Origin of the sequence: Bacillus mycoides (assembly GCF_018742245.1) — a bacterium.
GTDB classification, from domain to species: Bacteria; Bacillota; Bacilli; order Bacillales; family Bacillaceae_G; genus Bacillus_A; species Bacillus_A cereus_U.
Map to the genome: position 1 here is coordinate 1,873,891 of NZ_CP036132.1, position 21,719 is coordinate 1,895,609.

Consider the following 21,719-nt stretch of genomic DNA (forward strand, 5'->3'; position numbering starts at 1 on the left):
ATGAAAAGAGAAAGAGGTTGAAATTATAATTGTTGTAGATGAATAAATATGCTTTTTACCTTGACGATATAAAGTAATTGTTGTTATGGTTAAACATGAGTGTATAAAAGGTTTGCTAAAGGAGTTTTAGAATGAAGTGGTTAAAATGGGGAAGATTAACAATCCTATTAGTAGTGATTCTGGGTATATGTTGGTTCTTTTTCCAAGGAGTTCAAAAGAGTGAAACAAATGTAGATACTCAGCCTTTACAAGTGGCAGAGCTACCTAAAACAGGGCTATCTGAAAAAGTAGTTCCACAAAAATATATACCACCAGAAATTGATGCAAAAGCAGCTATTATTATCGATGCGAGTAATGGAGATGTTATTTATCAAAATAATGAAAATGAAGCTGTTGCCCCTGCTAGTATGTCAAAAATGATGACAGCATATCTCGTTTTAGAGAGTATACATAATGGGAAAGTCCGCTGGGAAGATCCAGTGAAAATAAGTGCGAAATCGGCACAAACAGAGGGTGCAAAAATCCCAATGCAAGTAAATGATACATTAACTGTTAAAGACTTATATCATGCGTTAATGATTGAATCGGCTAATAATTCGGCTGTCGCTTTAGCAGAACATGTAGCTAAGACAGAAAAAAACTTTGTTCAACTTATGAATGAAAAAGCCCAGCAGTTAGAAATGTCAGATAAAGCTAAATTCGCGAATGCTTCCGGATTACAGGAGCCCGACGGAAGTGAAACAAAAATGACAGCAGCTGACGTAGCAAAGTTAGCGTATCATCTTATAAAAGACTACCCAGAGATATTAGAAGTGACTCACTTACGTCAAAGTCAGTTAGCATTTAATAATATTAATGTTACAAACACAAATGAGATGTTAAACAAAAATAATAAAGCTTTATATATAGAAGGAATAGACGGATTAAAAACAGGATTTACAGATAGCGCAGGGTATTGTTTTACAGGTACTGCAAAACAAGGCGATAATCGAATTATTACAGTTGTTATGGGGACAAAAAGTAAAACAAAACGTTTTACAGAAACAAATAAATTAATGTCCTATGCATTTCAATTGCTTAATTAGGTGAAGAAGTAAGTTAATTGCTATAAAAAAAGACAGACAGTTTATTTGAACCTTGATGTTGGTGCTAATAAGCTGTTTTTAAATTTTTGAGAGTATGGGGAGTAAAAACTCAAGTGATATCATTTGAGTTTGTTTTTGTTTGTTGATATTATAAAGTTAAGAACTTATTATTAATAAGTTTAAGAGGCGTTATATGCTTCGTACATATGATATTGCCTCAAATGAAAAATTGGAGGGAATTGTGATGGCAAAAGATTTTTACTCAGCAATTGAAGACAGAAGATCTATTTACGCGATTAGTAAAGAGCAAGTAGTTTCTGATGAAAGAATTCAAGAAGTGATTTATCATGCTGTGAAACATACACCTTCGGCTTTTAATTCTCAAAGTGCAAGAGTTGTTGTATTACTAGGTGAACAACACGACAAATTATGGAATGTTACGAAAGAAACGTTACGAAAAATTGTACCTGAAAATAATTTTGCACCTACTGAAGAGAAAATGAATGCATTTAAAAGTGGCTATGGAACAGTTTTGTATTTCGAAGATAGTAAAGTAGTAGAAAGTTTGCAAGAGAACTTTGCACTATACAAAGATAATTTTCCTACATGGTCTCAGCAATCTTCTGGAATGTTGCAATTTGCGATTTGGACAGCATTAGAGATTGAAGGTTTTGGTGCTACACTACAGCATTATAATCCGTTGATTGATGAAGAAGTAAGGAAAGAATGGGATGTACCTGGAAACTGGAAGTTAACTGCGCAAATGCCATTTGGTAAACCAGTAGTTTCTGCAGGAGATAAAGAATATCAGCCATTAGAAACTCGTGTGAAAATTTACAAATAAAATAAAAAATAAAAGGTGAACAGAGATATAATCTGTTCACCTTTTATAAGTAGTAAGGATTTTTTTTGTAGGAATTTTTCATCTGATTTTTTAATTTGTTTTTACGTGTTTCAATAGTTGATACTTTTTGTAATGTTATAATTGAAACGAATTGAAAAAAAGCATAGTACAGTTCTATATTTTTATGTATAGGATCATCTATTATGTTTTTCATAAATATATCTCCTTTTTTTATCTCACTATTTGCGGGCAGTAAGGCTTCCATATCAAAATTCAATGATACGTATAGAATACCGACCTGTAAAAGTTCGATTGGTTTCAGTGTGGGGTGAATAAAATTTGTATGGATTAAAATCCTACTTTATATATGATAATATAAATATCCTGAAAATTCCATAGATAGTGAAAAATAGATAGTGGAATGTGCATTTTCGTCAAATTAGAACAGGATTTTTGGAGTTAAATCTTACAAATCGTCAAACCTTTTAAAAACGATGGATAATATCAAAAATAGTTTTCTAAAAATATTATACTATTGATAAAAAAAGCATTTTTTGTCATGAGAAGAGTATGCTTCATGGAAGGGACTTTACTAGAAAATACATTCTTTGCATTGTATTAGATTAATAGAGTTTTTTAAAGTGGATAGCAAAAGAAAAATATATATTAAGATAATGAATGAAATGTCGAATTTTCAATGAAATACATAAGAAATTTGAAAAAAGCATTGCAAAAACACACTGTTTAATGATAAAGTTCACATGAAGTTCACACTAAATTCACTTCAATCGTTTAAAATAAACGATGTGTGAAAAATAAAACTCTTGCTAAAAAATGGAACTGGATGAATATTTTACTTTGATAATATTGTAAAGTACTAAGTTTATAGTTTTCTCAAGAGGATAGTAGGGAAAGGAAGTAAAGACAACTTATGAAAAAAGTAATCGCAGGTTTAGCAGCAGCATCTGTAGTAGGTGTAGCAGTTCCTGGAATGGATTCTGCTCATGCACAAGTTTCAAATGATGCGCTAAAAGAAATTAATGGACAAACTCAAACTCAAACTCAAACGACTGTAACTGAAACAAAAACGGTAGAAACAACTTCTGAATTAAAATACACAGTAACAGCTGATGTATTAAATGTACGTTCAGGTGCTGGTACAGGACATAACGTTATTTCTAAAGTGAAATCAGGTCAAGTACTTCAAGTAATTGGACAAGAAAACGGTTGGTTCAAAGTTAGTGTAAATGGTCAAACAGGTTATGTAAGTGGGGACTTCGTAACAACTGGTGGCAATAAAGGAACTACTACTACTGTTCAGCAAGGAACAGGTACTTACACAGTAAACGTTTCTTCATTAAACGTACGTACAGGCCCAAGTGCATCTCATACTGTTTTAGGTTCTGTAAATAAAGGAAAAACAGTTCAAGTTGTAGGTGAAGTTCAAGATTGGTTTAAAATTAACTTCAATGGTGGAACTGGATACGTAAGCAAAGACTTCGTAACAAAAGGTGGTTCAGCTGTATCTAACGAAACTCAGCAACCAACTACAAACAACAACAACAACAATACTACTACAGTTCAAACTGGTGGATCATATGTTGTTAACACAGGTGCTTTAAAAGTACGTACAGGTCCAGCTACATATAACCCTGTAATTGGTGGGGTAACAAACGGTACAGTATTAAACGTTACTGGCGCTGAAAATGGTTGGTATAAAATTAACCATAATGGCCGCACTGGTTACGTAAGTGCAGACTTTGTTAAGTTTGTAAAAGGCGGAGTGAACAATGTAGTTACTGGTGGTAACCAAGGTACGAACCAAGTACAAAAACCAACAGCACCAACAGGTGGAGATACATCTTCAATCGCTGGATTCGCTAGATCTTTAAATGGTTCACCATACAGAACTGCTGGTACAACACCTGCTGGTTTTGACTGCAGTGGATTCATTCACTACGTATTAAATCAAACTGGTCATAACGGCGCTCGTCAAACAGTTGCTGGATACTGGAGCTCTAAAACAAAAACTAGCAATCCACAACCAGGTGATTTAGTATACTTCCAAAATACTTATAAATCAGGTCCTTCTCACATGGGCGTTTACTTAGGTAATGGACAGTTCATCAGTGCAGAAACTGACACAACTGGTGTACGCATTAGCTCTGTAAGCAACTCTTACTGGAGTAAGCACCTATTAGGTTACACAAAAGCATACTAAGAAAAAGTATTTTATATACTTTTCGTATAGAGAAAAGGCTTTCCAGGGAAACTTGGGAAGCCTTTTTCATAGTTGGATAAACTGTCAGTATAGTAGTATTTATCCCGTTATTTGCGGGATAATAATCAGCGGGGGAGGAACAACCTCCGCTGATTAAAGTTTCACTTTATGTCAATTTCCCATGCAAAAACTTAGCATATAAATCATGAAAATAGTTTGGACGGAATAAGTTTGCTGCATGACCTGCTAATGGAATTTCTTTATATAAAACGTTCGGAAGAATGGACTTCAAATCAAAGAGACAAGATTTATAGAGATGATCATGTTCTCCCATCACCCATAATATAGGATGGGGAAGTGCTTTTAATTTAGATTTCAAGTCGAATTCTAAGCGATGTCGTAATGACTCAGCAATAATGGACGAGTGTAATTGTAATCCGAAACGGTAATAAATATTTCGTGAAATAACAGCGAACGGATTTGCCCTTAGTATTCCACTTGGAAAAATAGTACTAGCATACTGAGAAAGCCAAGATGAATATTCATCACCACGTTTTTCCCAAAATTTCTGAAAAACATTATATAAACGGGAAGGGTTATTATAATGTCCACCAATATGACAAATGCTCAATACTTTTTCTGGATGCATTTGTGCAAATGTCGTAGAGATATAACAGCCATAGCTTAGAGCACAAATATGAGCCTTTTTAATTCCCTCTTTTTCATACAAGTTCAATAATTGATCTACGAGGCGCTGTATTGAAAAGTCGATAGCTTCTCCTTTATCGTCGCCGTGACCTAATAAATCATAAGTTATAATGTTGTAGGATGCAGAAAATCGTTTATGCTCTTTTTTGAAGGCGCGGCGATTTCCAACTAATCCATGAATAAAAATGATTGTTTCCTTTTCGGAATGTGTATTTGTTTGCAAAAAGGATACTCCTTTCAATAACTGGAGATTTATATAGTATTTTAAATTAGTTATCTATAATTCACATAGAATAATAATAAGTACCAGGTAATAATATCAGATGTTTACACTTGTTGTAAAGATGAGTTTATATGTATATTTTGTAAAAATAGAAAAAGTGTGTTTACATTCAGTTTACATTTATAGCGTATTCTAGTTTTAGAGATAATAGTTTTGTTTATAACGAGGAGATGAACGACAATGGAAGTTAGGAATATAGAAAAGAAAAAAGGGAATTGGAGGCAGTTTTTACGTCTCATTAAAGATACAAATCCACCGAAAGGCATTCTTATTTTTGCATTACTAATGAGCTTACTTTCTACTGGAGCGAGTTTGTTTATTCCAATGCTAACAAAAGGTTTAGTTGATAATTTTTCGCTTTCCTCAATTAGTACGGGACAAATTGTTGGATTAATTGCATTCTTTATTATTCAAACAATTGCTGCAGGATTGTCTATTTATTTACTGAATTATATTGGACAAAAAATTGTGGCTGGACTTAGGGAACGATTGTGGAAAAAGGTACTTATTTTACCAGTGTCTTATTATGATCAAAACAGAACGGGAGATACAATTAGTCGTATGACAAATGATACAGGTGTTGTTAAAACATTAATTTCTGAGCATTTGTCAAACTTATTAACAGGCGGTATCTCAATTATTGGATCATTAATTGTATTATTTGTTTTAGACTGGAAAATGACAATTTTACTTTTAACGGTTATTCCGTTATCGGTACTAATTTTAGTTCCACTTGGACGAAAAATGTATAAGATTTCAAAAGCACTTCAAGATGAAACGGCTTCGTTTACAAGTGTGTTAACACAAGTGTTATCAGAGGTTCGTTTAGTGAAATCTTCAAATACGGAAAAAAAAGAATATGAGACAGGTAATGCAGGTATCCAAAAATTATTGCAATTTGGTTTGAAAGAAGGAAAAGTGCAAGCATTAATTTCACCAGTTATGTCGTTTGTTTTAATGGCATTGCTTGTTATTATCGTAGGGTATGGTGGAATGCGAGTTTCTAGCGGTGCATTAACAACAGGTGAACTTGTAGCATTTATTTTGTATTTAGTTCAAATTATTATGCCAATGAGTCAGTTATCAATGTTCTTTACTCAGTTCCAAAAAGCAATTGGTGCAACCGAAAGAATTAATACGATTTTAGAATATGAAGTAGAAGATCATGAAACAGGTATGAATGTTACAAATGCGAAGCAGCCGATCGTTATTGAAAATGTACATTTTGAGTATAACGAAGAAGAGAAAATCTTGAAAAATATCGACTTCACGATTGAATCTGGAAAAGTAACGGCGATTGTAGGACCAAGTGGTAGCGGAAAAACAACTTTATTCTCGCTGTTAGAACGTTTTTATGAGCCAACTAGTGGTTTCATAAAATTAGGGAAAGAACCAATTACAGCATATTCATTACAATCATGGCGACGTCAAATTGGTTACGTTTCACAAGATAGTCCGTTAATTGATGGAACGATTCGCGATAATATTTGCTACGGTGTTGAGGGCGAAGTGACTGACGAAGAAATTGAAAAAGTAGCAGCGATGGCGTATGTTGATGCGTTTATTCATGATTTACCAAGTGGATATGCAACAGAAGTTGGAGAGCGTGGTGTGAAGCTTTCTGGAGGGCAAAGACAGCGAATTGCGATTGCTCGAGCGTTACTACGAAATCCGCAAATCTTGATGTTAGATGAAGCGACTTCAAGTCTTGATAGTAAATCGGAATCAGTTGTTCAGAAGGCGTTAAATAACTTAATGAAAGGTAGAACAACTTTAGTTATTGCGCATAGACTTTCTACTGTTGTCGATGCAGATAAAATTATCTTTATTGAAAAAGGGAATCTTACAGGAAGTGGCTCACATGATGAGTTATTACGGACACATGACATGTACCGTGAATTTGCAATGCAGCAGTTGAAAATTAAAGAAGGAGCATTATAGAATGAAAACAATCAGTGAGGGGGCACTTCACTGATTGTTGATTTTAGAGTGCTAAAAAGTATGTTAAGCAGAAAGGATATGATTCCTTGATACCTAAAATATTAATTGTAGATGATGATCCGCACATTAGAGAACTTGTTTCTGTATTTTTGGAACGAGAAGGTTTTCAAACATATGAGGCCGTTGATGGATTAGATGCTCTTCGAAAAATAGAAGAAGTGAAAGTCGATATGGCGATTCTTGATATTATGATGCCAAATATGGATGGGTTTGATTTGTGTTTTGAATTAAGAAAATACTATGATATTCCGATTTTGATGCTAACTGCTAAAGGAGAAACATCTCAAAAGATAAAAGGGTTTCACCTCGGAACAGATGATTATCTTGTGAAACCATTTGATCCTCTAGAATTAGTTGTGAGAGTGAAGGCATTATTGAAACGTTACCAAATTACAGTATCGCAATCTATTCAAGTTGGGAATGTACTGTTAAATCGTAAAACATTTGAAGTTAACGCCGGAGAACAAACGGTCACGTTGCCGCTAAAAGAATTTGAGTTACTCTTTACATTAGGATCTAAAGCGGGAAGAACTTGTTCAAGAGAGCAATTAATTGAAGACGTATGGGGATATGATTTTGAAGGGAATGAACGCACACTAGACGTTCATATTAATCGGTTGCGTGAAAGGTTTCAAGAAGAGCAATCGAAGTTTAGTATAAAGACGATAAGGGGTTTAGGGTATCGCTTAGAGGTAAGTAAATGAGACAAAGAAAACGAATGAGTAAGATGAAGATGTTAAAAGTAATGGGGGCGATAATAGCGCTCTTTACTTTTCTTACTATAATTTGGTCTATAGCCTTTTTTGTATCGTCTAGTGTAATGAAAGCTCTGGAAATAAACGTATCGCCTTTTGTTACGTTTCTCATTAGTGATATGGTCGGTTTTGTATTTATTGTTCTTATTTGGGTATTGATCGGAATATTAATGAGACCGAAGCGAGAGGCGATGATTTGGACGATCATTGAACCGATACAAAAAATTGCAAAAGGGGACTTCTCTGTAAAAATACGGAATGAAGAAAAGTATGATGGCGAAATTGGTGTACTCGTAAAGAGTATAAATGATATGACAGATGAACTGAATGCGATGGAGAAACTGCGCCAGGAATTTGTATCGAATGTTTCTCATGAAATACAGTCACCATTAACTTCTATAAAAGGATTTGCTAGAGCGCTACAAGATAATAATCTTTCTGAGGAAAAAAGAAAGCATTACCTTACTATTATTGAAACTGAAACGACGAGATTATCTAAACTGAGCCAAAATTTACTGAAGCTCACCCTTTTAGAGTCGGAAGAGTATACACCAGAAAAAGTGAACTATCGATTAGATCAACAATTAAAGCAAATTGTGCTAAATAGTGAACCGCTTTGGGATGAAAAAGAAATTGAATTAGACCTTGATTTAGAAAAAGTGCATATAATTGCCGATCAAGAAAGTATGAATCAAGTGTGGATTAATTTAATTCATAATAGTATTAAATTTACTCCAAGTGGTGGCACGATTACAATCCAGTTAAAAGAAAACGAGACATTAGTGGAAGTACGTATTCGTGATTCGGGAATTGGTATATCCGAAGAACAGAAACAACATATTTTTGAACGTTTTTATAAAGCGGATTCTTCACGAAATCGTACTTATGGGGGAAGTGGCTTAGGTTTGGCCATCGTAAAAAAAGTACTCGACCTTCATCAAGGAGAAATAAAAGTCGAGAGTGAGGAAGGGAATGGTGCAGAATTTATTGTGCGTATTCCGAATCATGAAGAAAAATAGTGTTAGAAGGTTTCCCTCCTAACACTATTTTTCTTTAAAAATGCATTTACCATTACTGCAATTATATTGATAAGCTTTTCCTTCGCTATTCATACGATATGAGTAATCTGATTCTTTATCTTTCTTAAAGTCAACATATGCTTCTGCACCATTTCTATCACTATCTATATCAATAAAATGAACGTGTCGTATAGAATAATCCTTCTTTTCACTTAAACCTCTTTCTTGCAAGTTTTTATGAATACCATCTACTAACTGGTCAAACAAAGACCAGTTTAAATTAAGATTTTCAAATAATTCAGTATGTCTTCCTAAAATACCGTTGTCTTGTATTATTTTATTATTATTATTATTATTATTATTATCGTATGTATAAGAGTATGTAAAATAGGGTTCGTCTTTATATACTACCTCTGCATAATAGCCGATATTATAAATGGGAGTATATTTTCCGGTTATGCTTTGTATTTCTTCTTGCTTATAGTTTTTTATAGTATGGAGATAATTTCTAGTATCTTTTTCTATTACTTTATAATTTAGTGGATTACCAAATATAAAGTACATCGCAAAAAATATGATACATAGTCCGACTGCAGTTAGTGACAAGAACCATTTTTTTCTTTTCATACACATACACTCCCCTATGCTGGATTTATTTTTATTTTACATGAATTATGGCAAAAACATGAGACTTATAAAGTGAAACTTTAATCAGTGGGGGTTTTGTTCATCCCCCCACTGATTATTAGTTGAACCAATCGGGCTTTTACGGGCAGTTGATCCCCCACCTAACTTCTTTGCTTCCACTGAATTTTGAGGTGGGGTTCTTACTGCTCGTTAATGCGGGATAAATAAAAACTTTCTATAGTTACCTACAAGTAACCTACGCACATGAAAGTGCATCATTGCCTTTTTACATAAACATAGATACACTTTTAATATAATAAACAACTGAGATGATTAAGGAGTGTTATACTTGGCAGAATTATTACAAGGTAAAAATGCTTTAATTACAGGAGCAGGTAGAGGGATTGGTCGTGCTGTAGCGATCGCATTAGCGAAAGAGGGCGTAAATGTAGGTCTTTTAGCTCGTTCAGAAGAAAACTTAAAAGCTGTAGCGAAAGAAGTAGAAGCAGAAGGCGTAAAAGCTGTTATCGCGACTGCTGACGTATCTTCATATGAAGAGGTGACTACTGCAATTGAAACGTTAAAAAATGGTTTAGGATCTATCGATATTTTAATTAATAACGCTGGCATTTCTAAGTTCGGTAAGTTTTTAGAACTAGAAGTTGCTGATTGGGAAAAAATCATTCAAGTAAACTTAATGGGTGTATACTATGCAACCCGCGCCGCTTTACCAAGCATGATTGAACAACAATCTGGTGATATTATTAATATTTCATCTACAGCAGGACAAAAAGGTGCACCTGTAACAAGTGCATATAGTGCTTCTAAATTTGGTGTTCTTGGTTTAACAGAATCGTTAGCAATGGAAGTTCGTAAACATAACATTCGTGTAACAGCGTTAACTCCAAGTACAGTAGCAACTGACATGGCTGTAGATTTAGGATTAACTGATGGAAATCCAGATAAAGTAATGCAAGCAGAAGATATTGCAGAATTTATCGTAGCACAGCTGAAATTAAATAAACGTACATTTATTAAATCAGCAGGACTTTGGTCTACTAATCCGTAAGGGCTACATTTATCAACAAAGAAGGGACATCTATTCTGTAATGGAGTGGGTGTTCCTTTTTTATTTTTTTGTTTAAAACAGAATTTTCGGTATAATTAAATGCACATGGTAGAAAAGTATTAAAAAGGGATAGGCCGTTTCTATGAATTAATAGCTATTGATTCACGTGTGTAAGTGCTATAGCATTTCAGTACGATGTTTTTTTGTAATGGTAGTCGTAAAAGAGCGATGTAAGGAGGTAAAAGGGATGAAAAAGAAGTTTCAAAAATTATAATATGTAACGCATTTAGCTCGTGGACCTCCAATATACATAGCGCTATATTATATATTAAAAATTGGAGGATATAAGTAGATGAGAACTGAAAAAGAGATGCTAGACTTAATTATAAATACAGCAAAAGAGGATGAAAGAATTCGAGCTGTCATCATGAATGGATCACGTGTGAATCCGAATGTGAAAAAAGATTGTTTTCAAGACTATGATATTATTTATGTTGTAAAAGAAGTACAACCTTTTACATCTAATCATAATTGGATTCATAGATTTGGAGAAATAATGATTGTTCAAATGCCGGAAGAAATGTCGTTAGTTCCAGCAGATGAAGACGGGAAATTTCCGTATTTAATGCAGTTTATGGATGGAAACCGGATGGATTTAATGCTAGTTCCAGTGGATTTAATAAATAAATTTATTGGACAGGATAGTTTAAGTAAATTACTACTGGATAAAGACAATTGTATTGGAGAATTTCCGCCAGCAAGTGATAAAGATTACGTTATAAAAAAGCCTACAGAAAAAGAGTTTTTCGATTGCTGTAATGAATTTTGGTGGTGCAGCACAAATGTAGGGAAAGGGTTATGGCGCGAGGAACTTTCTTATGCGAAAGGAATGCTTGAAGGCCCAATGCGAGATATGTTAATCGTAATGATAGAATGGCATATTGGCATGAAAACAAATTTTACAGTGAATACCGGAAAGTTTGGTAAGCATTTCGAGCAATATGTTGAAAAAGATACGTGGGAGCAATTTAGAAAGACATTTTCAAATGCAGAATATGAAAATATATGGGAGTCATTCTTTGTAATGGGTGATTTATTTAGGGAAGTTGCGAACGAAATTGCTAACACATATGGATATCAATATCCGCAAGATGATGATGACAAAGTGACGAGTTATTTAAAACATGTGAAAGCTTTGCCGAAAGATAGTACATCGATTTATTAATAATATAAAGAAGTAAGACTGTCCTAATTATGGACAGTCTTATTTTTGTTCATGAATAAGAATTTCTCTAACAAAGTGCAGCTGAATCACATATGAAATTTTAGGGAGGTTTTTATCATGTATTATTTTTATTCACCAGAGATGTTCGTTCCATTTCAATGGGGATTAGAGCGAAATGTTTCGTATGCTTATATGCCATATAACTCATTTTATTATGGAGACTATATAAGTTCATTGCCATACGCTTTACATGTTCCTCAAAATTATGAAGTTCAAATAAAAGAAGATCGTGGATCATGGACACCATTTTCGTGGGTCGAAAAATATGCGTATGCATTTTCAGGACCATACAATAAAGCGGAAGTAGCTCTTACATTTGATGATGGACCAGATTTAGTATTTACGCCAAAAATTTTAGATAGGTTAAAACAACATAATGTGAAAGCTACTTTCTTCCTGCTTGGTGAAAATGCTGAAAAGTATCCGAACGTAGTAAAGCGTATTGCGAATGAAGGGCATGTAATTGGTAATCATACGTATAGTCATCCGAATTTAGCGAAAGTAAATGAGACAGAGTACCGGAATCAAATAATAAAAACAGAAGAAATATTAAAGCGTTTAGCTGGCTATGCTCCTAAATTTATACGTCCGCCTTATGGTGAAATACTTGAAAATCAATTGAATTGGGCGACTGAGCAAAATTTTATGATTGTACAGTGGAGTGTTGATACAGTTGATTGGAAAGGTGTAAGTGCTGATACGATTACAAATAATGTGTTAGGGAATTCATTTCCTGGTAGTGTCATACTGCAACATTCAACTCCAGGTGGGCATTTACAAGGATCTGTAGATGCACTAGACAAAATCATTCCGCAGTTAAAAACGAAAGGAGCACGTTTTGTAACACTTCCAAGTATGTTTCAGACATCTAAAGAGAGAAAATAAAAATGTTAATAATTGGGATGTTTAAAGTTGTATAGTATAATGAAAGTGTAAGTTAGGAGGTGGATATAATTGATAGATGTACTAGTAAACATAGGAATGAGCATATTAATTGGTGTTATATTTATACTTGCTGCACTTATTCTTCAAAAAAATCCACCAACGGATATTAACGCAGCATATGGTTACCGTACGAAACGATCTATGAAAAATAAAGAATTATGGGATGCGGGTAACAGGTATAGTGCAGAAGTGATGAAACAAAATGGATTCATTATGATGTTAATTGGAAGTGTTATTAGTATACTGTTTAGATATACACATACAATGATAGCGATTATGATTGTTATGCTATTGTTAATCATACGTTTATTTATACGAGTAGAGAAAAGGTTAAAGATACTTGAGAAATAATGAAAAAATATGACTCCCGAGTAATTTAAGTTGGGAGTCATATATTATTTACAAACTATTATTTTTTAGCAATTCTTTTCCTTGTTCTACAACAAATTCATAGTATTCAAGGTCATATGGATAAATATCTTCAAATGTTATCGTTATCGGTTTACTGTTTAGAGCAGAAATAGTCGTTAAAGATGAAATATCTCTTTTTAATAGTTGTAGAAAAGATGTTGCATGTACTTTCATCACATCGTCTACTTCTTCACCTGGTGCAAATGAAAGTGGTTTTATTACATTGTGAAAATACATATGACAAAACTCACGATCAATAAGGTTTGAAATTTCATAATCTATTTTAAAGATTCCTTTGTATGCTAAATCAGTAGTTTGAAAGGAAAGCCCCAATTCTTCTTCAATTTCACGTAGGCCACCAATTTGTACATCTTCATCATGCATAATATGTCCAGCTGAAGTAATATCCCATATACCCGGAGCTTCTTTTTTATTTTTAGAGCGCAATTGGAAATATAAGAACATATCTTCATCATCTTTTTCTATAAACCAGCAATGAAATGTTTCGTGCCAATCGCCATCGCGATGCACTTCATCACGTAATTTTTTTCCAAGTGTATTTCCTTCAGTATCAAATATCGTTAACCACTCTGTCATTTTAATTCCCCTTTCTGCAAATTTTATTATACAATATTCGTATTGAATTTTGGGGAAATAAAGAAAAAGGAGCGGGTATAAGTGGGGATAGAAAGTAAGGAAATAAAATCAATTATTTCAACAGAGGAAGAATTACGACAAATATTGGGGCAACCAAGTGAACGGGCTTTGAAAAAAGTTATTTCATCACTTGATCATCATTGTGTAGATTTTCTGTCTAAATCTCCTTTTTTAGTGTTATCTACTGCAAATAAATTAGGAGAGTGTGATGCTTCGCCGAGAGGAGATGCACCTGGATTTGTATATGTATTAAATCAAAATAAAATTATCATCCCTGAAAGACCGGGTAATCGTCGCATAGACTCTATTTTAAATATTATTTCGAATCCGCACGTAGGATTAATCTTTTTTATTCCTGGTCTTGGGGAAACACTCCGAATAAACGGTAAAGCATATATTACAAACGATGAAGAAATTTTGAAAGAAATGCAGGCTAATGGACGTAATCCGTTACTTGGAATCGTTGTTGAAATAGAAGAATGCTATATTCATTGCGCAAAAGCTTTTATTCGCTCTAAGATGTGGGATCCAGAATCTTGGTTAAATAAAAGAGAGTTACCTTCAGCAGCAAAAATGTTAATGGAACATGCGAAAGTGAATGCGTCAGAAGAGGAAGTTGCACGTTCTTTAGAAGAAAGTTATACGAAAAGATTGTATTGAAAATATTTTATAAATATAGTTTTAGGGAGTGGGAGGCTTCTCGTTTTAGAACAATTTATTTATATGTAAATGGCTGATTTATAGGTTGAAAATTTACAATATAGGTAATAAGAGGAACATTTGTATAATGTTATTGTGAAATATAATAAAAAATTACCTTGAAAATAGTTAATAAAAATAGGCTTGCTTTTTAAAAAGTTGATAACTATAATAAGTTAACAAATAGACATGAACGAAAAAGTAATGACAAGGACACGAAATCATTTTTACGGTTTACAGAGAAGGAAGCCAAGGCTGTGAGCTTCCTAACACGAAAAGTGATTTTACCACCTTTGAACTTCAATAGTGAACGAGTAATCTAGTAATTATTGACGGTATCAGCCGTTATCTGAGCTTGAGCAATCTAGAAGAAAATAAGTCTAGATTGGAACAAGGGTGGAACCACGAAAACACATTCGTCCCTTTCCTAGGGATGAGTGTGTTTTTTTATAGTTTTTAGATTGAAAATTAAAAATAATTAAAAAATAGTATTGATTTTGTTTTTTATGCGAGTATAATGAGTTAACAAATAAACATGAACGAAAAAGTAACGATAAGGACATGAAATCATTTTTACGGTTTACAGAGAGGGAGGCCAAGGCTGTGAGCTTCCTAACACGAGAAATGATCTTACCACCTTTGAACTTCAATAGTGAACGAGTAATCTAGTAATTATTGACGGTATCAGCCGTTATCTGAACTTGAGCAATCTAGAAGAAAATAAGTCTAGGTTGGAACAAGGGTGGAACCACGAAAACACATTCGTCCCTTTCCTAGGGATGAGTGTGTTTTTTTATTACTTTGAAAGGAGGTGCGGTAATATGAAACGATTAGTACGTACGGAAATAACCACCACCTGCATGGAAAAATGGCAGAGCAAGGTGATTGATAGAGATAAACAATAAAATTTTAGGAGGAGATTAGAAGATGAATAATGTTATTAATGTTGGGGTATTAGGGTTAGGTACTGTCGGAAGTGGTGTTGTCCATATTTTGAAAGAACATTATCAAAAGATTGCTCTTGATACAGGATATGCAGTAAAGGTAAAGGCAGTCGTTGTACGTGATTTGGAAAAAGAACGTGATGTTTGCATTGATGGAATCGTAGTAACAAGTAATGTCGATGAAGTTCTAAATGATTCAAATATTGATATTGTAGTAGAGGTAATGGGCGGAATTGAAGAAGCGAAACAACATATTATGAAGGCTTTGCAAAGTAAGAAACATGTCGTAACAGCAAATAAAGATTTAATGGCCGTATACGGTGCGGAGCTTTTGCAATTGGCAAATAAAAATGAATGTGATTTATGTTATGAAGCAAGTGTAGCGGGTGGGATTCCAATATTAAGAGGATTAACAGACGGGTTAGCGTCGGATCAAATTGAAAAAATAATGGGAATTGTAAATGGAACAACAAATTACATGTTAACAAAGATGAGTCAAAATGGATGGTCGTATGAAGAGGCTTTACAGGAAGCACAAAAATTAGGATTCGCAGAATCAGATCCGACAGCAGATGTAGATGGACTAGATGCGGCGAGAAAAGTAGCAATCCTTGCGAACTTAGGGTTTTCGATGAATGTTTCTTTAGATGATGTGCAAGTAAGAGGGATTCGAAAGATCGAAAAAGAAGATTTACAAATGGCTGAAAAGTTAGGGTTTACTATGAAATTAATTGGTAAGGCGGAGAAACACGGATCAGCCATTCATTTAAGTGTGGAACCGACTTTATTACCAAGTCATCATCCGTTATCGAATGTAAATAATGAGTTCAATGCGGTGTATGTTCATGGCCAAGCAGTAGGAGAAGTGATGTTTTACGGGCCTGGAGCAGGGAAGTTACCGACTGGCTCTGCTGTAGTAAGTGATATTATTTCAATCGTTAAAAATATGAATCAAGTTCCGAAAAATAAAAGTGCGTTAAAAGAACCAGTGCCTTACGAATTACAAGGAGATGAAGAAGTTGTTTCGAAATATTTCTTACGTATTTCATTACGAGATGAGCCAGGGATGTTGCAACAAGTAACAGAATGTTTCGTTAATTATTCTGTAAGTTTAAAAGAAGTTATTCAATTACCTTTAAATAGGGAACTTGCAGAAGTCGTTGTTGTGACACATCAAACTTCAAAGTATCAATTTGAACGAGTTTTAGGAGCGATAGAAGCTGTCGCAAGTGAAATAAACAGTTACTATATTATTGAGGAGGAAAAACAATATGTATAAAGGATTATTAAAACAATATGCTTCTTATTTACCAGTGAATGAAAACACACCTGACGTAAGCTTAATGGAAGGGAATACACCCCTTATTCCATTATTAAATATATCAAAACAATTAGGGATTCAGTTATACGGGAAGTATGAAGGAGCGAATCCGACAGGCTCGTTTAAAGATCGTGGTATGGTAATGGCAGTTGCTAAGGCGAAAGAAGAAGGTTCGGAGGCAATCATTTGTGCATCAACAGGTAATACGTCAGCATCAGCTGCAGCATACGCGGCCCGCCTCGGAATGAAATGTATTATCGTAATCCCGGAAGGAAAGATTGCGCATGGGAAATTAGCACAAGCGGTCGCTTATGGAGCGGAAATTATTTCAATAGAAGGGAACTTCGATGATGCACTTAAGGCTGTAAGAAATATTGCTGCAGAGGAGCAAATTACATTAGTTAACTCGGTAAATCCTTACCGAATTGAAGGGCAAAAAACAGCAGCATTTGAAATTTGTGACCAGTTGAAAAATGCACCAGATGTTTTAGCTATCCCAGTTGGGAATGCGGGTAATATTACAGCATACTGGAAAGGTTTCTGTGAATATGAGAAAGAAAAAGGCTATAAGAAGCCAAGAATTCACGGTTTTGAAGCGGAAGGAGCAGCAGCAATTGTAAAAGGACATGTCATTGAGGCACCTGAAACAATCGCAACAGCGATTCGCATCGGTAATCCGGCAAGTTGGTCGTATGCAGTAGAGGCTGCCGAACAGTCTAATGGTGAAATAGATATGGTGTCAGATGAAGAAATATTACATGCGTATAGATTGTTAGCAAAAACGGAAGGGGTTTTTGCAGAGCCAGGATCGAATGCTTCATTAGCGGGCGTAATTAAACATGTTCAATCTGGGAAAATCAAAAAAGGCGAAACAGTTGTTGCAGTTTTAACTGGAAATGGTTTAAAAGATCCTGATATCGCAATTTCTTCTAATAAATTTGATATTGCAAGTGTGTCAAATGATATAGAACAAATTAAAGATCATATTAAAGGGGTGATTATGTCGTGATACCACTAAGAGTTCGTGTTCCTGCTAGTACAGCGAATGTTGGACCAGGATTTGATTCTGTTGGAATAGCTTTGTCATTATATTTAGAAGTAAGTGTAAAGGGAGAAGCTGATAAGTGGCAAGTGATACATTCTTTTGACGATTCAATTCCAAAAGACGATAAAAATTTAATTGTTAGCACGGCATGTAAAGTATGTCCTTCTTTATCACCCCATATAATAGAAGTTACTAGTAATATTCCGCTGACAAGAGGGCTAGGAAGTAGCGCATCAGCGATTGTAGCAGGAATAGAGCTTGCGAATCAACTTGGAAATTTACACTTAACAACTGATCAAAAAGTTCAAATTGCTACAAATTTTGAAGGGCATCCAGATAATGTTGCTGCTTCTATATTAGGTGGAACTGTAATCGGAGCACTTGATGGAAAGAATGTTTCGGTTGTAAGAATTGAAAGTAAGGAATTAGGCGTAATTTCTCTTATTCCAAATGAAGAGCTAAATACAGATGAAAGCCGATCTGTATTACCAGAAATGTTTCCGTTTCATGAAGCAGTTAAAGCTAGTGCGATAAGCAACGTATTAGTAGCTGCGTTTTGTCAAAAGAAGTGGGAAGTTGTAGGTGAAATGATGGAAAGAGATCATTTTCACGAGCCGTATCGATTAGAACTCGTACCGCTATTACCATCTATTCGTAAATGTGCAAAAGAATTTGGTGCATATGGAACGGCGCTTAGCGGTGCGGGGCCATCCATTTTCATATTAACGCCGTATGAGAAGCGTCAAGAAATCGCTGAGCAATTAGCGAAAGTATTTACAGCTATGAAAGTATGTGAGCTTGAGATCGATCATAAGGGGATTACTGTAAATAAGGAAGAACATATTGGATTATAAAAAGAGCTAGCATCGCTAGCTTTTTTATGTTGTAAATATATTTTAAATCAGCATATAAAATGAAAATGAGTATTGTATAATTCAGTAAAGAGCGTATTAATTTTGGAGGTGATTATATGAGTTCAAAAGAGTCACCAGAAGAAAAAAGAGAACACATAAGACAAAGTGAGTTAAAAAATAACCCTACCGGTTCTTTGAATGATGGGCTCAATAGAGCGGAATCAGGTAGCCCTGTTGATATAACAGGGGGCATGAATTGGAAAGGTACAGGGATATTAATTTTAGTGCTAGTTTTAGGATATATTATATACACTTACTTTTTCAGTTAAGGAAAGCCTAGTGAAACTTTAATTTGTTTAATCACATTATTTGTGAGAGTAAAAAACAAGGATTAAAGTCCCGCTGTATTACATATTAAAAAATAAATTATAGTTATTTGAGAATTTTTTATACTCATAATAGAGCTAGCGTTATGCTAGCTCTATTATTTTTTGCCACATTCCTGTAACAAAGCACCTGTATATTCAGTGGTGGAGGTGCAGAAGATGAAAAAAATGATAGCGATATGTCTTCTTACAACTATATCATTTTCGACTTTAGTCGGGTGTGATGTAAAAGGTAATAATGCTGTACAAGAGTCTAAAATAAAGAAAGCGACGTATAAAGATTTTACTTACGATGTAAATCCAGAGACTTTTACGTTAACTGTAGAACATGATGGTGTAAAGGAACAGGCATCACAACCGTTACCAAAAATGAAGGTATCGAATTTAAAAAAAGACAAGGATCATACATCGTGGGAATATCCAGATCAAAAAGTAAAAGTAAACTTAGAAAAGAAAAAAGATCACTTAAATATCGAAGTGGAATCGACTGGTGCAGAAAGCTTTACATGGCCGAAAGTACAAGCTGAAAATTATACACTTCCATTATGGGAAGGTAAGCAAATTCCAAGTAATGATGAGAATTGGAAGAAGTTTTTAAAGGATGATTCGTATTCATTTGCTGAATCATTTTCTATGAAGTTTTTTGCATTAAATGGTTCTAAATATTCGATCGTATATATTGCGAATAATATGTTTAATAATGAATTGAAATTTCATTCAGATCCGAAAATAGGGTTTGATTTTACACATGAATTCCCGAGTATAAATAAAAATAAAACATATGGCTTTCAATTATATGTGACAAATAATGATGCAGTAAGTATCGCAAAACTATACAAGGACAATATTATTGAAAAAGGTGAATTTAAAACATTACAAGAAAAGGCAAGAAAAAATAAAGAAATTGAAAAACTTTACGGTGCAGGTCATTTTTATTTTTGGAATCAAAATGGTTTATCAGAAAGTAATGTAAATTGGCCAAAGCTAAGGGAGCAAATAAATAGTCCGCTGTTTAGCCATATAAAAGAGCTTATTCAAAAGAATAGTTCAGAGCCTGGGGAACTGAATGTATTTGAACAAGTAAGTAAACAAGATTTCATTGATAAGTATCAAAAAAATGTTATTTTGCGTTATGTAAACGAAGCATTATCAATGAAGGAATTGTATAAAGAGGATATTTTCCCGAAAGTTGATCAGGAAGCTAGTGTGTTATTAAAGAAAGGTGTAGATCACTTATCGAAGACAGAGCTGTATAGCTTAAATAAACATTTACTAAAGTCAGTACTCGGTGATGCGGTTGAAGAAGTAAGTAAATGGGGTAATGCAGATGGAACGGATATACTAAAGGAAATGAAAGAGGCCGGGATAGAAAAGGCATGGATTGGTCTACCGAACTGGGAACAAGGATATATGCAACCTAATTTTGTTACAGAAGCTAAGAAAATGGGATATTTAGTTGGTCCGTATGATTCTTATCATTCCATTCATGAAAAAGGTGATAAAAATTGGAACACAGCTTCCTTTAATGATCCATCGTTATATGAAGAAGCAACTGTAACGAAGAAAAATGGAGAGAAAGTGCAAGGGTTTTTAGGGAGAGGCCGAAAATTAAATCCGACATTATCACTTCCTAGTGTAAAAGAACGAATGAACGATATATTACAAAATGGCCCTAAATATAATTCATGGTTTATTGATTGTGACGCGACGGGCGAAATTTATGATGATTATTCAACAAAACATTTAACGACACAAGAACAAGATTTAAAAGCACGATTAAAACGAATGGATTATATTGCACAAGAAAAAGGTATGGTAGTTGGCTCAGAGGGCGGAAATGATTTTGCGAGTAGTACGATTGCATTTGCTCATGGAATTGAAACGCCAGTTATTAAATGGGACGATGAAGATATGAGAAAAAACAAAACAAGCCCGTATTATGTAGGTGGATATTGGTCACCAAATCAAAATGTTCCCGAAAAATATGCAAAACAAGTACCGTTGAAAGAAGAATATAAGCAAGTATATTTAAATCCAGTATATTCGGTACCATTATATAAATTAGTATACAACGATTCCGTTATTACAACGCACCATTGGGAATGGGGAAGTTTGAAGGTGAAAGATGAAGTTGGAAATCGTATGTTATATGAGTTATTGTATAATGTTCCTCCGTTGTACCATTTAGATGAAGTAGAGTGGAATAAGCATAAAAAAGAAATTACACAGCATCTGAAAGTTTGGAATGAAGTTCATGAAAAAGCAGTAAAAGAAGAAATGACGAACTTTGCATATCTGTCAGAAGATAAGCTAGTACAATCTGCTTCATATGGAAAAGATATTAAAATTATTGTGAATTTCTCAAATAAAGATGTAGAAATAGAAAAAACGAAAGTACAAGCAAAATCAGCTTTAATTAATAATAATGGGAAGCAAATGATATACACACCAAATGAGAAATAATAAAGTGAAACTTTAATCAGAGGGGGTGTTCATCTCCCACTGATTATTAGCCTTCACCAATCAAAATTTCACGGCACAAACTTGACTCTTTATTCCT

20 protein-coding genes and 2 other annotated features are annotated in these 21,719 nt (G+C 34.2%); of the genes, 16 read left to right on the forward strand and 4 right to left on the reverse strand.

Annotation, left to right across the window (positions count from 1 at the left end; genetic code table 11):
- Positions 1-131 precede the first annotated feature (131 nt).
- Together EXW56_RS09530 and EXW56_RS09535 are read left to right on the forward strand one after the other, a co-directional pair.
- Entirely contained in the window at positions 132-1,085 is a 954-nt protein-coding gene (locus tag EXW56_RS09530; protein WP_215558314.1) for a D-alanyl-D-alanine carboxypeptidase family protein, read from the forward strand.
- 244 nt (positions 1,086-1,329) lie between these two features.
- Positions 1,330-1,929: a nitroreductase family protein gene (locus EXW56_RS09535; protein ID WP_033716877.1), complete on the forward strand. Its 600-nt coding sequence runs from the start codon at positions 1,330-1,332 to the stop codon at positions 1,927-1,929.
- Between the two features lie 43 nt (positions 1,930-1,972).
- On the opposite strand, the gene EXW56_RS09540 is transcribed toward EXW56_RS09535, so the two are convergent.
- Entirely contained in the window at positions 1,973-2,143 is a 171-nt protein-coding gene (locus tag EXW56_RS09540; RefSeq protein WP_002200846.1) for a hypothetical protein, read from the reverse strand.
- A gap of 717 nt (positions 2,144-2,860) precedes the next feature.
- Between EXW56_RS09540 and entFM the strand changes: the two genes are divergently transcribed.
- Positions 2,861-4,150 carry an enterotoxin EntFM gene (gene entFM / locus EXW56_RS09545; RefSeq protein ID WP_215597395.1) on the forward strand — a complete coding sequence of 430 codons (1,290 nt, stop codon included), beginning with the start codon at positions 2,861-2,863 and terminating at the stop codon, positions 4,148-4,150.
- A 166-nt stretch (positions 4,151-4,316) separates the two neighbouring features.
- Here entFM and EXW56_RS09550 read toward each other — a convergent pair whose 3' ends face one another.
- Positions 4,317-5,081, reverse strand: coding sequence for an alpha/beta fold hydrolase (locus tag EXW56_RS09550; RefSeq protein WP_002200844.1), 765 nt, complete (start codon positions 5,079-5,081; stop codon positions 4,317-4,319).
- 240 nt (positions 5,082-5,321) lie between these two features.
- Here EXW56_RS09550 and EXW56_RS09555 point away from each other — a divergent pair, with 240 nt between their 5' ends.
- From EXW56_RS09555 to hitS, 3 genes are all read left to right on the forward strand, one after another.
- Positions 5,322-7,082, forward strand: coding sequence for an ABC transporter ATP-binding protein (locus EXW56_RS09555; protein WP_002200843.1), 1,761 nt, complete (start codon positions 5,322-5,324; stop codon positions 7,080-7,082).
- Between the two features lie 86 nt (positions 7,083-7,168).
- Entirely contained in the window at positions 7,169-7,846 is a 678-nt protein-coding gene (hitR, locus tag EXW56_RS09560) for an envelope stress response regulator transcription factor HitR (RefSeq protein ID WP_002200842.1), read from the forward strand.
- Positions 7,843-8,916 (forward strand): envelope stress sensor histidine kinase HitS, encoded by a 1,074-nt coding sequence (gene hitS, locus EXW56_RS09565; protein ID WP_002200841.1) that lies wholly within the window; start codon positions 7,843-7,845, stop codon positions 8,914-8,916. The genes hitR and hitS overlap by 4 nt, the downstream gene beginning before the upstream one ends.
- A gap of 24 nt (positions 8,917-8,940) precedes the next feature.
- Here the strand turns inward: hitS and EXW56_RS09570 are convergent, their stop codons facing one another.
- The gene (locus tag EXW56_RS09570) at positions 8,941-9,549 is read right to left on the reverse strand and encodes a DUF3139 domain-containing protein (RefSeq protein ID WP_215597396.1); all 609 of its coding nucleotides are present in this window, start codon (positions 9,547-9,549) and stop codon (positions 8,941-8,943) included.
- Positions 9,550-9,892: 343 nt separating this feature from the next.
- Between EXW56_RS09570 and EXW56_RS09575 the strand changes: the two genes are divergently transcribed.
- From EXW56_RS09575 to EXW56_RS09590, 4 genes are all read left to right on the forward strand, one after another.
- Positions 9,893-10,612, forward strand: a complete 720-nt coding sequence (locus EXW56_RS09575; protein ID WP_002012353.1) for a 3-ketoacyl-ACP reductase — start codon at positions 9,893-9,895, stop codon at positions 10,610-10,612.
- A gap of 352 nt (positions 10,613-10,964) precedes the next feature.
- Entirely contained in the window at positions 10,965-11,837 is an 873-nt protein-coding gene (locus tag EXW56_RS09580) for an aminoglycoside 6-adenylyltransferase (protein WP_002200839.1), read from the forward strand.
- A gap of 117 nt (positions 11,838-11,954) precedes the next feature.
- Positions 11,955-12,782, forward strand: a complete 828-nt coding sequence (locus EXW56_RS09585) for a peptidoglycan-N-acetylglucosamine deacetylase (protein WP_002200838.1) — start codon at positions 11,955-11,957, stop codon at positions 12,780-12,782.
- A gap of 72 nt (positions 12,783-12,854) precedes the next feature.
- Positions 12,855-13,193, forward strand: a complete 339-nt coding sequence (locus EXW56_RS09590) for an SdpI family protein (protein ID WP_070128245.1) — start codon at positions 12,855-12,857, stop codon at positions 13,191-13,193.
- A gap of 48 nt (positions 13,194-13,241) precedes the next feature.
- Here the strand turns inward: EXW56_RS09590 and EXW56_RS09595 are convergent, their stop codons facing one another.
- The gene (locus tag EXW56_RS09595) at positions 13,242-13,850 is read right to left on the reverse strand and encodes an NUDIX hydrolase (RefSeq protein ID WP_002200836.1); all 609 of its coding nucleotides are present in this window, start codon (positions 13,848-13,850) and stop codon (positions 13,242-13,244) included.
- Between the two features lie 81 nt (positions 13,851-13,931).
- Here EXW56_RS09595 and EXW56_RS09600 point away from each other — a divergent pair, with 81 nt between their 5' ends.
- From EXW56_RS09600 to EXW56_RS09625, 6 genes are all read left to right on the forward strand, one after another.
- Positions 13,932-14,570, forward strand: coding sequence for a pyridoxamine 5'-phosphate oxidase family protein (locus tag EXW56_RS09600; protein WP_002200835.1), 639 nt, complete (start codon positions 13,932-13,934; stop codon positions 14,568-14,570).
- 234 nt (positions 14,571-14,804) lie between these two features.
- Positions 14,805-15,036, forward strand: a binding site (T-box leader).
- A gap of 114 nt (positions 15,037-15,150) precedes the next feature.
- Positions 15,151-15,382, forward strand: a binding site (T-box leader).
- A 154-nt stretch (positions 15,383-15,536) separates the two neighbouring features.
- Complete coding sequence (locus tag EXW56_RS09605; RefSeq protein ID WP_002200834.1) at positions 15,537-16,832, forward strand: homoserine dehydrogenase; 1,296 nt, start codon at positions 15,537-15,539, stop codon at positions 16,830-16,832.
- Complete coding sequence (thrC, locus tag EXW56_RS09610) at positions 16,825-17,883, forward strand: threonine synthase (protein WP_002200833.1); 1,059 nt, start codon at positions 16,825-16,827, stop codon at positions 17,881-17,883. Before EXW56_RS09605 ends, thrC begins: the two co-directional genes overlap by 8 nt.
- On the forward strand, positions 17,880-18,773 hold the full coding sequence (gene thrB, locus EXW56_RS09615) for a homoserine kinase (protein WP_002200832.1): 894 nt from the start codon (positions 17,880-17,882) through the stop codon (positions 18,771-18,773). Before thrC ends, thrB begins: the two co-directional genes overlap by 4 nt.
- A 116-nt stretch (positions 18,774-18,889) precedes the next feature.
- Positions 18,890-19,102, forward strand: coding sequence for a DUF6366 family protein (locus tag EXW56_RS09620; RefSeq protein ID WP_002200831.1), 213 nt, complete (start codon positions 18,890-18,892; stop codon positions 19,100-19,102).
- A gap of 216 nt (positions 19,103-19,318) precedes the next feature.
- Positions 19,319-21,622 carry a glycoside hydrolase gene (locus tag EXW56_RS09625; RefSeq protein ID WP_215597397.1) on the forward strand — a complete coding sequence of 768 codons (2,304 nt, stop codon included), beginning with the start codon at positions 19,319-19,321 and terminating at the stop codon, positions 21,620-21,622.
- Positions 21,623-21,719: the final 97 nt, after the last annotated feature.